Here is a 15,794-nt window from a genome sequence, read left to right as displayed (position 1 = left end):
AATGTTGGAAAGGATGATTCTCATGAAAAAAAGAGCCGTTCTCCTCAGTATTCTGCTTGCAGGGTCCGTCCATCTGCCGGTCGTATATGGCGCAGCCGCTGAGAATAAGGATTCGTATTCTCTGCCGGATGTTTTTGTGTATGGCAATTATAAGGACGAAATTTTCCATGGCGGGCAAATTGTACGCAAGAACAATTTGGGCATTATTGGCAAGGCAGACTTTATGGATGTACCGTTTAATGTGATGAGCCTTTCGCAAAAGTCCATTGACATGAATCGCTCCTCCGGAAATACGCTCCTTGAGGTGCTTACGTTGGATCCCACGGTGACCTCTGACGGCGACAATACCTATAATGATGTGCATATTCGCGGCTATCGTCTGCGTTCGCAGGACTATTACATCAATGGCGTGCCGGGGATGCTCTCCCCTTCGTCGATTCCAACCAATTTCGTGGACAGGGTGGAGATCATCTCAGGGCCAAATACGTTGGTGAACGGGATCGGTAGTTACTCTGCCAGTGCGGCCGGCACCGTGAATCTCGTTCCGAAAGTTGCGGAAGATGAGACGAAGATCGTCTTCCGGGAAACCTTTTCCGGGAAGAGCCATTTTGCTCATGAACTGGATCTCGGGACACGCTTCGGGAAGGACAAGGAGTGGGGCGTTCGGGCCAATATCGGCATCGAGGATGGAGCAACGCGATTCCGAAATGAAAAATATAAGGAAAACAATGCTTTTGTCAATGTCGATTATCGGGGAGAGAAAACTTCTGCGCAGCTTTTGGTCGGACATCGGGAGGTGCGCCACAAAGGATGTCAGACAGGAATCCGACTGGGTGGTCATTCTCTGCCAAAACCGCCGCAGGGGGATGCAAACTTTCAGCCTTCGTGGGGAGAATACAGCCATGCCAACGATATTGTGACGTTTTCTCTGGCGCAGCAGCTCAATCCCTCGGCAGAACTGTTTTTTAAGTGCGGGTATCATACCGATGAGTGGGATCCCGTGATCATGGCGTACTATCCAAGGCTGACCGATGAGAAGGGGAATTTTATAACCTATGTGGAGATGATTCGGGAGAACAGAACCTTTCGCGGGTATGCCGGGGGTGTTCGTCTGAAAGCCGATACCGGTCAGATGCATCACGATATTGTGCTGAGCGCGGATCGGTTGGAGGGCGAGGAATGGATTGAGTATGATACGGATTACTATGATGATCTGCTTCCTCCTTACAAGGGGAATATTTACGACAAATCCTCGTTTGATAAGATGATCCCGCCCAAGGCACCGAATTGGGGGTATCATGATGATGACGACGATAAGGTCATGAAGGGAATCAGTTTTGTCGATCGCATCGTCACCGATGATGACAAATGGTCTTTTTTGCTCGGCCTTCGTCATCAGGTTGTTTCACAGGGAAAAAATGACAGCTCCAAGTATAGTCCAAATTTCGGACTGATGTATGCGCTGAACCCCCATGTGAAGGTGTATGCCAACTACATGGAAAGTCTCGGCAGGGGAAGAAAGGTGGGCAGACGATATGCCAACAGGGGAGAATATCTGCCGCCACAGACCACCGAGCAATACGAGCTTGGCGTGAAATGGGATGCCAAGCGTCTGGGCGGGAGCTTCAGCATTTTTTCCGTGGAGCAGGAAAATCTCCATGTGGATGCGAATAATCGGTATGGCTATAACGGCCGACAAAAAAATCAAGGGGGACAAGTGACGGTATTCGGACACGTAACGCCAAAACTCAATCTCCTTGGCGGGATAATGTACCTGAACGCCAAGCAAAAGGGTGGAAAAAATGACGGTAGGACGATTGCGGGAATTCCAAAATGGAATTTCACACTCTCCACCGAATATCAGATGAATGCGGAATGGTCACTGACGGGACGTATGGTGGCGAATAGCAAGGCACCTATGAATCCGCTTGCCAGCAAGCATGTACCGGGATGGTGGCGACTGGATCTTGGGGCGCAGTACAAACATACATTTGCGAATGGAGATGCGCTGCGCGTGGGGCTCAACGTATTTAATGTACTGAACAGAGAGTATTGGGTTGTTCAGGATGCCGTTGCGGAATCGGTCTCGATGCATGGTCCGCGCAGTCTGGTACTGTCTCTGGCGTATGATTTCTAAGAAGTACTGTCATATCAGAAACAGAATACGCGTACGGGAGTGTCCCTGTACTTGGACATTGTTTCGATGATGTGTCGATGTATTCATTGGTGTTTTGTCAAAGGAGAGTCAGCAAATGAGCAAGAAGATTCGTGAGGGTGCGGCGCTTGGCGTTCTCTTGTCATCTGTCCTGTACGGGGGGGTGAATGTTCACGCACAGGAGATTTCTGCGCGTGAATCCATCGAGGAGACCGATTCGTCAATTTCATATGAAACGAAGGATATCGAGGTCGCAGGTGAACTCAAAGATCCGTTTGGCAATGTTATCACGGAACAGTCCTACTACCGCACGGGCGGCGACGTGAATGTCATTGATCGGGAGACGCTTGAGAAGCGTCATTTTAACCAACTCAGTGATGCGCTGAAAACAGTCCCCGGTGTACTCGTGCGTAAGCCCGGCTACCGCGGCGGCGAGATGGGAATCGAAGACACGCACAGCATTCTGAGCATCAACGGCGATGATCGTGTCGTTGTGCTTGTGGACGGACGCCGCGTGGACAACTCGGCGGCCAATGTACTGCAACCATGGACGGAAGACGGCACGAAAGCGATGCTCGACATCAACCAGATCATCAATATGAACGGTGTCGAACAGATCGAGGTCATCAAGGGCCCGGGCGCATCCATCTACGGTTCGGATGCGACGGGCGGCGTTATCAATATCATCACACGCAAGGGCGAAGGGCAGCCGCAGGGAACGCTCGATATATCGACGGGTTCGTGGAATCGTCATAATTATAAGTTTACCTATTCCGGAGCTCTCGATGCGAATCGTCTCAAATATTTCGTTTCACTCAGCCGTGAGATGAGTGGGGATGCGAAATACAAGGACGGTCTGAGCGGGAATACCTATCGCTGGCTGAATACGGGCTATAAGGATCAGGCTGCCAATATTCGCGTCGACTATGACTTTGACAAGAATCATGCACTTTATTTCTCTCATAACCATATGCAGGGCGATGACGACTATCCGATGACCGCACCGGAGCACAGATACTTCAACCCGACGGACTGGAATCGTATCATTACGGATTGGAAGACGTATAAAAAACGAGGTGAAACGGACAATCCGGGTTTCCGCAATCTGCGCTACACATGGGCGGCGACAGGTGCATACAATGCATATAACAAGAACAACAATGATGTGACGTATGTGTTCCATCGCGATAACGGCATGGAGAGCTTTGTCCGCATTTACAATCAGCATGAGCGCTACTGGGGAGCGTTCGGTGCGGGAGATGCGCGTGACCCGCACATTTCGCCGAATACACCTGCATGGGATGCGTGGGTGCGTCAGCACTATGTCGGACGCAGTGAAAAGCATTGGTTTTTCCGTATGGAGAACTACGGTATGCAGCTCCAGCTTGGCAAGGCATACGGCAGACACAACTTGCTGACAACATGGACGTATGACCGGTCGAAGTTTGAGAATCATAGGCTTTATAGGGGTATTGTGTCGCGCATGGAACGTTCATCCATTAACGGTTATCTGCAGGACAAGATTTTTGTTTCGGATAAATTCGAGATTACTCCATCTCTCCGCTATGCGCGCTATACGGATGCCTCTGAGAACGATGGCGAGGGAGGGAATGAGAACCTCGGTCAAACACGCGGCGTGTTCACGCCGTCGCTCCATATGCAGTATGCCTTTGAGAAGGGGACGAGTGCCTATCTCGGCTATACGCGCGTGCATCGTCCCTTGCGTCCGAATGACTATACTTCATCGTATGAAGACCCCTATGGGAACGAGCTACTTGCCAATCTGAAAGATGAGCGTGGGGATGTCTGGACGATGGGGCTGCGCCATGACTTCTCGAAGAAGACATCCGCCTCCGTCCACTATGACTATACGTGGATGAGCAATGCGGTCGTCGGCTATAACGTGCTCGATCCGAGTGACCCAACGCAGTCGTTCTATCGTGCCGTCAATGCCAATGAGCTGAAGAAGTCCTTCAATTTAACGTTGCAGCACCGATTTGATAAGCATCTGACGGTCGGTGCGGATTACTTCCATGCGTATGATCGGTACTCGGCAAAGGATGGCATGACCTTTGACCCTGACCTTAGTTTGGCAGATGGCAATGTCAACTCGGTTATCAATGATCTGCGTCCTGCGAATGTCTACAAGTTTGATATTTCCTATGACAACAGGCGGCTCAATGCATCTCTGTCCGGTACGTGGTATACGGGGATGAATACGATGGTATTCACTTCGACGCGCAAACTGATTATGGATTTTAACATCAATTACAAACTGCATAAGGACATGACGATCTATGCATCGATCGAAAATCTGACGAATGCAGCGTATGAGACGGTTGGATCGGATTACTACGGACCTGCCGCCTACCCCGAACTTGGGCGATCGTTCATGGTCGGCGCGAAGTATACGTTCTGATTTATTCTAGGGAAGCGCTGATAAAATGAGGTATGCCGGATTGGCGTAGATTTTTTGTCCGATTGAGGCAGCAAACCGGACGCATAGCGAGGGCTATGTGGAGGATTTGCTAACGAAAAGCGGGCGAAAAAGATGCGTCAAGATGGTCGTGCCGAATTTATCAGTGCTTCCCTAACTATAAGAATGGCAAGACAACCTTTTTGGCTGCTTGCCATTTTTGAGGCGCTGATTTTATGAAGAAGATCGTATGCTTTCTCCTATTATTCTTGTCGTTCGTGTTGTTCCCTTTTCTTCCTGTAAATGACAAAATACAGGTTGTTTCGCTCCGAGAGGAGTTTCCAAATACTGTTTCACCACACTATCCCGTTGTGGTTGATACCTATGATGCGGACGGTGCTCCCTTGCAGACGACGTTTCAGCGTGCGCCGCAGCGCATCATCGTAGACGAGGTGAATGCACTGGAAACTCTGCTGATCCTCGGACAGGGGGAGCGTATCGTCGGCGCGGCACTGAGCACCGCGGGCGTTTCCTACGCGCGTCTGCAGCGAGAATACCCGGAGGAGTTTGCCAAGGTAGAGCCCGTGATTCAAAACTCCATCGGACGGGAGCAGGCAGTCGCTCTGCAGCCGGATTTCATCCTCGCATGGAAGGCTTCGTTTACGCCGCGCTGGTATGGGAATACAGCGTGGTGGCAGGAACGCGGTGTGAATACCTATGTGATTGCAACGGCGAACCACGTTCTAAAAGATGCGACGGTTGAGGACGAATGCAAATTCATTGACGATATGGGGCGGATCTTCGACCAAAAAGAGCAGACGGATGCCCTGCTGCGGGATATTCGCGCGGAGTTGCGCATGGATGAGGAGACGATGCGCGGAAGAGAACAGCAGACGGTTCTGATCGTCGAGGTGGGGGAGGGGGATATCCTCAACTATGACGCGGGCTGGGTGGTCGGCGATATGGTGCGCCGCCTCGGTGGACGCATTCCGCTCACGAGTAAGTACATCGGCGAGGAAGAACTGATCTCCTGTGATCCGGATGTCATTTTTGTTGCGTATAACGATGCATACGGGAAACAGTTTGCAGAGAATTTTTTTCGGGCAGTGCGCTTTAACTCACTGCGTGCCGTGCAAAACAATCGCATTCACTTTGTTCCTGTGGAGTATGTCTATACGCCCGCCTTTAAGCTGCTCGATGGTATCCGCGCGATTCGGCGGGGACTGTATCCGGATGAATGATGTGTTCTGTATAAAAAAACTGCCATTTGATAGGCAGCTTTTTGTACAGAACATCATTTTTTTCGTCGTTTTCTACGTTCGTTTATCTGCTCCGTTTCAGCAGGAACAGTGGTATTCTCACGCAGTCCGAGCCAGAGGAAGATGGTGAGGGCAACGAGTCCGAAGCCGAGACTGGTCATCTGGGCACTGGTAAAGAGTCCGAGGTACTTCTCCGTATAGTCGCCCCGCAAGTATTCGAGCGCGAAGCGCACGAGGCTGTAGAGCATGACGTAGAGGGCGAAGCACTGTCCGCGTGCGTGCCCGCGTGCGCGAAAGATGAGCAGCAGGGCGAAGATGACGATGTCGAGTTGCCCCTCCCAGACTTCCGCCGGCCAGAGCGGCTGCGCACCGTAGGTGTGGTGTGCAAGGGTGGTGTCGGGGTAGAGGATGCCGAAATTGCTGCCCGTCGGTGCGCCGAATGCATCCCCGTTGAGGAGATTCGCACATCTGCCGAGCGCCTGTCCGAGCACGATGGCGGGCGCGGCAACATCCATGAAGTGAACAGTGTCGAGCCTGTGTTTCCGACTGTATAGGATGCCGGCGAGCACACCGAGAAAGACGCCGCCCTGGATCGCCATACCGCCCTGCCAGACGTTCAGGATCTCGGTCAGGTGGTGCTGGTAGTAGTCCCAATCAAAGAAAAATACGTCCCAGAGCCGTGCACCGAGAAGTCCCGCAATGCCGCAGTAGATGCCGAGATCGGGAACGTGCTTCTCGTAGCCGCGCCCGTCCGCCTTTGCGAGGAAGTAGCCGACCCCCGACGCGAGTAGGATCGAGAGGGAGATGACGACCCCGTAGGAGCGGATGGGGAAATCGCCGATGTAGAAGAGATATTGATGCAAGAGATGCCGCCGATCTATTCCGCTTCAAAAAGCGGAAGTTCCTCAAGGAAGATGATGTCCGTCCGCTTTGCCGCATCGCCCTCGGCGAGTACCGCCGCCTGCCCGATGACGTGTGCGCCCGCCTTATTGGCGAGGTTTCCGAGTGCGGTCATGGAGCCGCCCGTGCTGATGACATCGTCGAGCAGGAGAACCTTGCGTTCTGCGATGCGCGCAATATCGGTGTTCATGATATAGAGACGCTGCTTGCCCATCGTTGTGATTGATTCGTCCTCGACCCAGATCGGATCTTCCATATATGCCTTGACGGACTTACGCGCCGTGATGTAGTAGGGCATTCCGAGCTGACGGGAGAGCTCGGCTGCGAGGGGGATGCCCTTCGTCTCGGCAGTCATGATGATCTCCGTGTCAGCGGGAATCTTTTTCGCAAGTTCCCGCGCACAGCTTTCGCAGAGTTCGACATCGCCGAGCATGATGAAGCCGGCGATTGCCAGATGCTCGTTGAGATTGAGGATGGAGAGCCTGCGCTTGCAGCCCGCGACAGTGAGATCGTAGAATCGTTTTGCCATAATGCACCTAGAGTCCTTTCTCTGAGAGTATCATCTCAAGCGCGTTCAGCACTTCATTGATGTTGTCCTCGGTGATGATGAGCGGCGGTTGAAATGCCATGACGTTGCGACCGATGCCGTTCTTGCCGACGATAAAGCCCCTGTCCTTGAGTTCTTCGAGCACGAGATCCAGTTCGGCGGCAGCCGGGGCTTTGTCCGCATGGACGAACTCTGCGCCGACCATGAGCCCGAGTCCCCGCACATCGCCGATGATGGGGTGGCGCTTCTGGATTTCCCTCAGTCCTGCGCGCAGCTGCGCTCCACGCCGTTCGGCGTTCCTGATGAGATCGTGCTCCTCGATATAGCGGATGACCTGAAGCCCCGCCGTTGAGGAGACGGGGTTGCCGCCGAGGGTCGATGCACCGGGCTTCGTGTAGGTATCTGCGACCTCCGGCGTGGCGATGAATGCGCTGATGGGCGCACCGTTGCCGAGCGCCTTCGCCATGGTCATAATGTCGGGCGTAACGCCGAAATGCTCGATGGCAAACATCTTGCCCGTGCGTGCAAATCCTGTCTGTACTTCGTCCGCGATGAAGAGTGCACCGTAGTGATCGAGGATCTCCTTGACGCGCTTGAAGTAGTTCTTCGGCGGGACGATGATGCCAGCATTGCCCTGAATGCTCTCGGCAATGAAGGCGGCGGGGCGGCCCGTGGTCGCACTCTTGATTGTTTCCTCCAGTTCGTAGGTGCAGTCAATGCCGCATTCTTCGGGGGTGTGCTTGTGCGGGCAGCGGTAGCAGTAAGGATTTTTGACAAAGTGGATGCCGCCGACGGGATTCGGATCGGTGCGCCACATGGAGATGCCCGTGAGGCTCATTGTGAGTTTTGTGCGCCCGTGCAGTCCGCCGCGCAGGGCGATGAATTCGCTGCGGCCTGTTGCAATCTGTGCGAGGAGTGCCGCACCCTCGTTCGCCTCCGTACCCGTGGAGCAGAAAAAGCTCTTTTGGAGGTTTCCGGGCGTAATGCGTGCAAGCTGCTCGGCGAGGTTGACGAAGTTCTCTGTGAGGTAGATGTTGCAGACGTGCTGGAGCGTATTCAGCTGCTCCGTGACGGCAGCATTGATCGCGGGATTGCAGTGTCCGCAGTTGATGACGGAGACACCTGCAAAGCAGTCGAGATACTTCCTGCCTTCGCTGTCGTAGAGGTACTGCATCTCGCCGCGCACGATCTGGCGCGGTTCGCTGTAGAAATGCCCGAGGCAGGGCATGATGTATTTCTTCTTCTTTTCCAGGATGGCGGCTGCGCCGATGTATCCGTTTTCGTTTGGGGAAGCTGTGTCCATGAGGCTTCTTTCTATTTCTAAATGGAATTGCGGCTCTGGCGGAAACGGTAGGTGCCGATGCCCAAGGGACGCGGCGAAATCTCTGTGAGGCGGTCGAAGTCCGCCGCTCGGAAGCCGTCGCCGCCTGCTGCGAGGCGGTCGAGTGCGGCGCGGTAGATGCGGACAATCTCAGCGGTCACATCCGCCGTGTAGTCCTGTGCCTCGATGCGGTACGAGCCAAGTCCGTTGAACTTTTCAAGGTAGGGATAGAGGCACAGATCCTTTGCAAAGTAGATATGGTTGCGCTCGTACTGATCGACGCGGATGGAGTGTACGCCGCCCGTCTCGTCGCGGAAGGCATAGTGTGTGTCCATCAGCTCCGGCGCGGCAAGGTCACTGTAGTTCGGCAGCGACATCGCGGGGAAGTTGTAGTCGCAGATCATGGACTCATACGAGCCGTGAATGACTGCCTCGATGGGCAGGACAGCGTTCTCAACGATCTCGCGCAGCTGCTGAAATGAAAGTTCGTAGGAGGCGGTTGCCATCGTCAGACCATTCTCCTTGAGGAAGGTGACGGCGAGGTGGTTGAAAATGTTGAACGAGTGATCCGCTTGTACGGGCAGCTTCGTGAGCGTGCGGGCGAGCTTCAGCGTGCCGAGGTTGCCGACCATAATGCCGTCCACGGGTATATCGTTCAGTGCGGTAAAAAACTGTTCGAGTTCGCCGCACTCACGGCGCATGGTGGTGCGCGGCGTGTTCACGATGACGCGCGTACGTCCCGCCGCATAGCGCACGATTTCCGCATAGTCTCCGAGTTTCCACGGGCGGTTCGGGCGGAACGCCTCGCCGCCGACGTAGACGGTATCCGCACCCGCATCCACCGCCGCACGCGCAGCATCGACCGTGCCAACGCGTATGCTCAGATGGCGGCTCGGTGCATTCTCCTTTTCCATTGGGCGCTCGCCGCGCAGTACATCGTCGGCAAACCCTGCCTCCTCAACCGCCTGACTGAAGAAGCGCGGCTCGCGCTCGCCTGTCATGCCGATGTCGATGGCGGTCGGCTGTCCAAAAGCAAACGTCGTCGTGTAGTCGCGCACGCGGTTGTCGTAGAGCGTGCGCCATCCCTCCTCATCCGTTGTGTAGCCGCTCGGGTCGGCGATGTAGCTGTCAATCGCCTTGCGGTAGGTGGATACGAGCCGCGCGATGAACTCGGGCGAACGCATCCGTCCCTCAATTTTGAACGAGTAGACGCCTGCCTGAATGAGTGCGGGGATGGAGCGGTACATACACATATCCTTGAGCGCGAGCTTGTAGGGACCGGGGCTGTCTGCATCGAGCACCGTGCCCGTCTCCTCGTCGATGAGGGCGAACGGCCAACGGCAGATCTTCATGCAGCGTCCACGATTGCCGCTCTGTCCGAAGAGCACCCCCGAGTGGATGCACTGACCGCTCTCGGAGATGCACATATCGCCGTGCATGAAGTATTCGACCTCGATGCCCGTGCGTGTGCGGAAAAGTGCGAGTTCGGAGAGTGTCATCTCACGTCCGACGACAATGCGTGTGATGCCGTACTCCTTGAGTTTTTCGATCGCGTGCTCGTTGTGCGTGTTCATCATGACGGAGGTGTGCAGGGGAACCGTGATGCCCATTTCGTGTACGAGCTCAAGCACGGCGAAATCCTGTACGAGGATCGCGTCGGGGCGGATCTCGTTGAGGTAGGCGAGGTATTCGCGCAGCGCGGGCAGCTCCTCGTTGCTGATGAGGTTGTTGAGCGTGACGTAGAGCTCGACGTTGTGCGTGTGTGCGTACTCGACCGCCGCCTTCAGTCGTTCGTCGTCGAAGTTAAAGTCGCCCTCATGCAGACGCATATTGAAATGTTTGCCGCCGAGATAGACGGCATCCGCACCCGCTGCGATGCCCGCAGTCAGAGCCTCCCACGTCCCCGCAGGGGCAAGCAGCTCGACGGATTTTCGGTGTAACAGCATTGTGTAAAAAACTCCTTCTGGACGGAGAACTTGTTACTTCGGTCAACGAAGCAATCTCCTGTATCGCCTATGATTATAACAGGAAAAAACGTTTCTTTCAAACTATGGTATAAATAGCAAAAAAGAATAAATATAAAGGAAAGTTTTTTTGTGCGCTTCTTGTAAAAGAAGTGCTTTTCGGTTATATTATACATAGATTTTATTATACGTGCCAGAGGGTATAAATTTTATATAATATACTCTGTGATTGGCATATATTTTTTCGTTATCAATTATTGTTTCTGATTATTTGTTTTTCCTATGTATTTGTTTTATTTTCTAATAAGGGGGACTGTGTATGGGAGAGTTTGGAAGTCTGGGAATTTTTTTGCTGGTGGCGCTGTTTTTCCCCGTCATGGCACTCGGTCCTGCATTTCTGTTGCAGCCGAAGCAGCCGTCGCCGCAGAAATACATTCCCTACGAGTGCGGTGTCGATCCGATCGGCTCGCCGTATGTGCAGTATCGTGCGGGGTATTTCCTCTACGCACTGCTGTTCATCGTCTTTGACATCGAGACGGTGTTTCTCTATCCGTGGGCGGTGGAGTTCCGGATGCTCGGCTTGTTTGCGCTCATCGAGATGTTTGTCTTTGTCGGTATTCTCGCGCTCGGGCTTGCCTACGCATGGCGAAAGGGGGATCTCTCATGGAGATAGCGGATCGCGTACCCGAAAGCCTGCGTCACAATGTCTTCGTGGTGAAACTTGACGAGCTCTTGCGCTGGGCGCACGCGAGCTCGATCTGGCCGCTGTCCTCGGGGCTTGCCTGCTGTGCCATCGAGATGATGAGCACGGCGACGGCGCGGTTCGATCTCGCGCGGTTCGGCTATGAGGTGTTTCGTCCCTGTCCGCGTCAGGCGGATCTGCTCATCGTTGCGGGTACGCTGACGTGGAAGATGGCAGATCCGATTGTGCGCCTTTACGAGGAGATGCCCGAGCCGAAATATGTGATCGCTATGGGCGCGTGTACGATTGCGGGCGGGCCGTTCGCGGACTCGTATGCCGTTGTGCCGGGCGTGGACGAACTGCTGCCCGTGGATGTCTACATCCCCGGCTGTCCGCCGCGTCCCGAGGCACTGATCGACGGGATGCTCAAGCTGCGTGAGAAGATCCTCCATCCGGAGCGCGTGCGTGCCGAGCGTGCCTATTGGGCGGAGCAGGCAGCGGCAAAGGCGGTGAACGCATGAGAAAGGACTATGTATCTCTCGATGCGCTCGCCGGCATCAAGCTTGCCTTTCCCAATGCGAAGTATGACGCAGAGGCGGAGCACCCTGTCCTCTATATCGGGGCGGATGAACTCATCGCGCTGTTGACATTCCTGCGCGACGACAGCAATCTGCAGCTCACGCGTATGGAGAATGTGACGGCGGTCGATTGGAAGGATCGCTTTGAGATGGTTTATCATCTCTTTTCCTCTGAATGTACGCACTGGCTGACAGTGAAGGTGACGCTGCCGCACGATGCTCCTGTTGTTCCCTCGGCGACGGCAGTGTTCCCCGGCGTGGAGTTCGAGGAGCGCGAGGTCTATGATCTCATGGGGATTTCGTTCACGGGACACCCCGATCTCAGGCGCGTGTTTCACCATGAGGATTTCGTCGGGCATCCGCTGCGCAAGGACTTTGTGCCGCCGCCTCCGCCGAACATTCCGCGCATCCGAAGGGAGGGGATCTGATGGTTCGCAGCGAGACCTATACGCTCAACATGGGGCCGCAGCATCCATCGACGCACGGTGTGCTGCAGGTGCAGCTCGAACTCGACGGCGAGCGCATCGTCAAGGCGACGCCGATCATGGGCTACCTCCATCGCGGCATTGAGAAACTGCTTGAGGACAGGACATACACGCAGGGACTTCCCTACACAGACCGTCTCGACTACGTTTCCTCCATGAACAACAATTTCGGCTATGCGCTTGCCGTGGAGGAGCTTGCGGGTATTGAAACGACACCGCGTGCGGAGTACATTCGCGTCATCATGGCGGAGCTCAACCGCATCAACAGTCATTTGATCTTTATCGGGACACTCGCGAACGATCTCGGCGCGTCGACGGGGATGCTCTACTGCTTCCGTGACCGCGAGAAGATTCTCGACATCTTCAACCTCGTCTGCGGCGCACGGCAGACCTTCCACTATATCCGCATCGGCGGGGTCAAGGAAGACCTCTCGCCCGAGGCGGAGGTGCTGATCCGTGCGTTTCTCGATGAAGTTCCCGTTTTTCTTGAGGAGTACAACAAGCTGCTGACGGGCAACGAGATCTTTATCCGCCGCCTTGTAGGGACATCGCCCATGACGACGGAGCAGGCGCTTTCCTACAATATGACGGGGCCGAATCTGCGTGCAACGGGACTTGCCTTTGACCTGCGCAAGGTGGACGGATACAGCGTTTATGATGATTTTGATTTTGACATCCCCGTCGGCAAGAACGGCGACAACTGGGATCGCTACATGGTGAAACTCAACGAGATCGCCGAGAGCGCGAAGATCATCCGCCAGGCGATTGATGGGCTGCCCGAGGGCGACTTTATGGGGAAAAAAGTACCGAAGGTCATCAAGCCGCCGAAGGGCGAGGTGTTCAGCCGCACGGAGGGCACGCGCGGCGAGCTCGGCTTCTACATTGTGAGTGATGGTACGACGAAGCCGTACCGCATCCACATCCGCCGCCCCTCGTTCGTCAATATGCAGGGGCTGGATGCGATGTGCCGTGGTATGTTCATCGGCGATGCGGTCGCTGCGTATTCGTCCATCGACCCCATCATGGGCGAAGTGGACTGCTGAGAAAGGAGGAAAATGATGGAACTTTCTCTCTTGGCAAAACTCGCGCTTGAGATGCGTGCGTTCGTCTATGGTCTTGTACCGATTCCGTTTGTTGTGGATTTTACGCTGACGGTTGTCGGCATCGCGCTCCTGCTCGGGATCATCTCAATGGCGGCGATTGTCTTTACGTATGCGGAGCGCAAGATCTGTGCGTTCATCCAAGTGCGCATCGGGCCGAACCGCGTCGGCGGTCGATTCGGACTGCTCCAACCGATTGCGGATATGCTGAAACTCATGAGCAAGGAGGACATCATGCCCCAAGGGGCGGACAAGGTGGTCTGGGCGCTCTCGCCCGCGCTGCTCTTCGTCCCTGCGGCTCTGGTCTATGCGTTCTTTCCGTTCGATGCGGGTGCGGTGCTCGCGGATGTGAACGTGGGCGTATTCCTCCTGTTCGCCGTCTCGGGACAGGCGGTGCTGCCGTTCCTCATGGGCGGATATGCGTCGAATAACAAGTATTCCTTTATCGGCGGTATGCGTATCGTCGGGCAGATGCTCAGCTATGAGGCACCGCTGCTCTTTTCGCTGCTCGGTGTCGTCATGATTACGGGCTCGCTGCGTCTGGACGACATCGTGCAAATGCAGGCGAACACAAGCTGGTTCATCTTCATGCAGCCGCTTGCGTTCATCATCTTTTTGATTGCGGCGGTCGCGGAGACGAACCGCACGCCGTTCGACCTCGTGGAGGGCGAATCCGAGATCATTGCGGGTCCTTTTACGGAGTATACGGGGATGCGCTGGGCTCTGTTCTTCCTCGCGGAGTACGCAAATCTCCTGACGGCGGCGATTCTCGCGACGACGTTCTTCCTTGGCGGATACAGCGGCCCCGAGTTCCTGCCGGGCTTCGTCTGGTTCGGCATCAAGGCGGTGCTCATGGTGCTGCTCATCATGTGGTTCCGTTGGACGTTTCCGCGCACGCGCGTCGATCAGATCCTCACTTTCGGATGGAAGGTGCTCGTGCCGCTCTCGATTCTCAACGTCTTTTTGACGGGCGTCGGGATGTATCTTGTCGGCATTGTCTAAGGGGGTGCTCACGTGTTTGGTAAAGGATTGCTCACGGGTATGAGCGTCACATGGAAGCATCTCTGGGGCAGGAAGGAAACGTTCTGCTACCCCGAAGAAAAGCTTCCGATGACGGATAATTTTCGCGGGGGGAATCTCGCGATGGACTGGCGTGTCTGCATCGGCTGCTCGATGTGTGCGAATGCGTGCCCGAACAAGGCACTCGATCTTACCATCGTGCAGGATGCGAAGAAGAAGCGTCACATGAAGTCCTATGTGCACAAGTCGGGACGCTGCCTCTACTGCAATCTCTGCGTGGAGGTCTGCCCCGTCAAGACACTCGTCTGGGACAAGGACTATGCGATCTCGACGTGGAGCAAGGAGACGATGACCCACGACGCGATGACGGATCAGGATCGCGCAGATCTCGAAAAATTCCTCGCACAGGTCGAGGTCGAGGCGGCGGAGGAAAAGGCGAAGAAGGAAGCCGCTGCCAAGGCAAAGGCGGAGGCGGCTGCGAAGGCGAAAGCCGAGGCGGAAAAGGCTGCGGCGGAAAAGCCCGTCGAAACGAAGGACACGGAGCAGAAAGGAGGGACGGCATGAGCATCATCTTCTATTTCCTTGCGGCGGTGACGATCATCGGCGCACTCGGTGTCGTCCTGTCCCCGAATGTTGTGCACAGCGCACTCTTCCTCGTCCTCTCCTTTATCGGTGTGGCGGCGATTTACTTCTATATCGGCGCGGAGTTCCTCGGCGCGGTGCAGCTGATGGTCTACAGCGGCGCGGTCGCTGTCCTCATCGTCATGGCGATCATGCTGACGCGCCGTGACTCAATGGCGCAGTCGAATCCCTCGCAGAAGCTCTTTCGCCGCGTGGTGACGGGGCTGCTCGCGGGCGGATTCTTCTTCCTTATCGGTCTCGGCATTGTGCTCTCACCTCTGCCGGGCGGGGAACTCGGCGCGTCTACGGGCGCACAGGAGATTGCGCGACTGATGCTCGGCACGTACGTTTTGCCGTTTGAGATTGTGGCGGTGCTCCTGCTCGTTGCGATGGTCGGAGCGCTCCTGCTCGCGAGGGGAGGGGATACGGCATGATCGGACTTCCGGATCTCCTCTTTGTCGCCGCCGTGCTCTTCTGCATCGGACTTTACGGTCTGCTCACGCGGCGTGGCATCATCCCGATTCTCATGTGCGTGGAGCTGATGCTGAATGCGGTGAACATCAACCTCATTGCGTTTGACCGCTTCTATGCACATAATATGGAGGGACAGCTTATGGCTCTCTTCTCGATTGCGGTTGCCGCGTCCGAGATTGCCGTCGGGCTTGCCCTCGCGTTCCGTCTGTATCAGATCCGCTTCACGACGAATGTCGATGAACTGGATACGCTCAGAGATTAGGGGAGGGGAG

Annotated in this window: 15 protein-coding genes; 11 read left to right on the top strand and 4 right to left on the bottom strand. The window is 55.2% G+C overall.

All coding sequences use genetic code 11. The features are described 5' to 3' along the window. The first annotated feature begins 13 nt into the window (after nt 1-13). From QU667_RS08000 to QU667_RS07985, 3 genes are all read left to right on the top strand, one after another. Nucleotides 14-2,137, top strand: coding sequence for a TonB-dependent receptor (locus QU667_RS08000; protein WP_304986678.1), 2,124 nt, complete (start codon nt 14-16; stop codon nt 2,135-2,137). A 115-nt stretch (nt 2,138-2,252) separates the two neighbouring features. After that, entirely contained in the window at nt 2,253-4,574 is a 2,322-nt protein-coding gene (locus QU667_RS07995) for a TonB-dependent receptor (RefSeq protein WP_304986677.1), read from the top strand. Nucleotides 4,575-4,942: 368 nt separating this feature from the next. Then, complete coding sequence (locus QU667_RS07985; protein ID WP_304986676.1) at nt 4,943-5,812, top strand: ABC transporter substrate-binding protein; 870 nt, start codon at nt 4,943-4,945, stop codon at nt 5,810-5,812. A 53-nt stretch (nt 5,813-5,865) separates the two neighbouring features. Here QU667_RS07985 and lgt read toward each other — a convergent pair whose 3' ends face one another. From lgt to QU667_RS07965, 4 genes are read right to left on the bottom strand one after another with little or no spacing between them, the layout of a single operon-like run. Further along, nucleotides 5,866-6,693, bottom strand: coding sequence for a prolipoprotein diacylglyceryl transferase (lgt, locus tag QU667_RS07980; protein WP_304986675.1), 828 nt, complete (start codon nt 6,691-6,693; stop codon nt 5,866-5,868). Between the two features lie 14 nt (nt 6,694-6,707). Beyond that, entirely contained in the window at nt 6,708-7,259 is a 552-nt protein-coding gene (locus QU667_RS07975; RefSeq protein ID WP_304986674.1) for a phosphoribosyltransferase family protein, read from the bottom strand. A gap of 7 nt (nt 7,260-7,266) precedes the next feature. Next, entirely contained in the window at nt 7,267-8,580 is a 1,314-nt protein-coding gene (locus QU667_RS07970; RefSeq protein ID WP_304986673.1) for an aspartate aminotransferase family protein, read from the bottom strand. A gap of 17 nt (nt 8,581-8,597) precedes the next feature. Then, complete coding sequence (locus tag QU667_RS07965) at nt 8,598-10,544, bottom strand: peptidase U32 family protein (protein WP_304986672.1); 1,947 nt, start codon at nt 10,542-10,544, stop codon at nt 8,598-8,600. Between the two features lie 337 nt (nt 10,545-10,881). On the opposite strand from QU667_RS07965, the gene QU667_RS07960 reads away from it, so the two are divergent. The 8 genes from QU667_RS07960 to nuoK are packed head-to-tail and all read left to right on the top strand — an operon-like array spanning nt 10,882 to nt 15,784. Beyond that, nucleotides 10,882-11,235 carry an NADH-quinone oxidoreductase subunit A gene (locus tag QU667_RS07960; protein WP_304986671.1) on the top strand — a complete coding sequence of 118 codons (354 nt, stop codon included), beginning with the start codon at nt 10,882-10,884 and terminating at the stop codon, nt 11,233-11,235. Next, the gene (locus QU667_RS07955; protein WP_304986670.1) at nt 11,226-11,765 is read left to right on the top strand and encodes an NADH-quinone oxidoreductase subunit B; all 540 of its coding nucleotides are present in this window, start codon (nt 11,226-11,228) and stop codon (nt 11,763-11,765) included. The genes QU667_RS07960 and QU667_RS07955 overlap by 10 nt, the downstream gene beginning before the upstream one ends. After that, nucleotides 11,762-12,250: an NADH-quinone oxidoreductase subunit C gene (locus QU667_RS07950; protein ID WP_304986669.1), complete on the top strand. Its 489-nt coding sequence runs from the start codon at nt 11,762-11,764 to the stop codon at nt 12,248-12,250. The genes QU667_RS07955 and QU667_RS07950 overlap by 4 nt, the downstream gene beginning before the upstream one ends. Next, nucleotides 12,250-13,350 carry an NADH-quinone oxidoreductase subunit D gene (locus tag QU667_RS07945; protein ID WP_304986668.1) on the top strand — a complete coding sequence of 367 codons (1,101 nt, stop codon included), beginning with the start codon at nt 12,250-12,252 and terminating at the stop codon, nt 13,348-13,350. Before QU667_RS07950 ends, QU667_RS07945 begins: the two co-directional genes overlap by 1 nt. 12 nt (nt 13,351-13,362) lie before the next feature. Further along, complete coding sequence (gene nuoH / locus QU667_RS07940) at nt 13,363-14,409, top strand: NADH-quinone oxidoreductase subunit NuoH (RefSeq protein ID WP_304986667.1); 1,047 nt, start codon at nt 13,363-13,365, stop codon at nt 14,407-14,409. 12 nt (nt 14,410-14,421) lie between these two features. Further along, nucleotides 14,422-14,991: a 4Fe-4S dicluster domain-containing protein gene (locus QU667_RS07935; protein WP_304986666.1), complete on the top strand. Its 570-nt coding sequence runs from the start codon at nt 14,422-14,424 to the stop codon at nt 14,989-14,991. Then, a complete protein-coding gene (locus QU667_RS07930; RefSeq protein WP_304986665.1) occupies nt 14,988-15,482 on the top strand; it encodes an NADH-quinone oxidoreductase subunit J in 495 nt (164 codons plus the stop codon). Before QU667_RS07935 ends, QU667_RS07930 begins: the two co-directional genes overlap by 4 nt. Then, entirely contained in the window at nt 15,479-15,784 is a 306-nt protein-coding gene (nuoK, locus tag QU667_RS07925) for an NADH-quinone oxidoreductase subunit NuoK (protein ID WP_006305959.1), read from the top strand. The genes QU667_RS07930 and nuoK overlap by 4 nt, the downstream gene beginning before the upstream one ends. Nucleotides 15,785-15,794: the final 10 nt, after the last annotated feature.

This window comes from Selenomonas dianae (assembly GCF_030644225.1).
Taxonomy (GTDB): Bacteria; Bacillota; Negativicutes; order Selenomonadales; family Selenomonadaceae; genus Centipeda; species Centipeda dianae.
The sequence above is the reverse complement of the archived record's forward strand: the minus strand, read 5'-3'. Positions and strand labels throughout refer to the sequence as shown.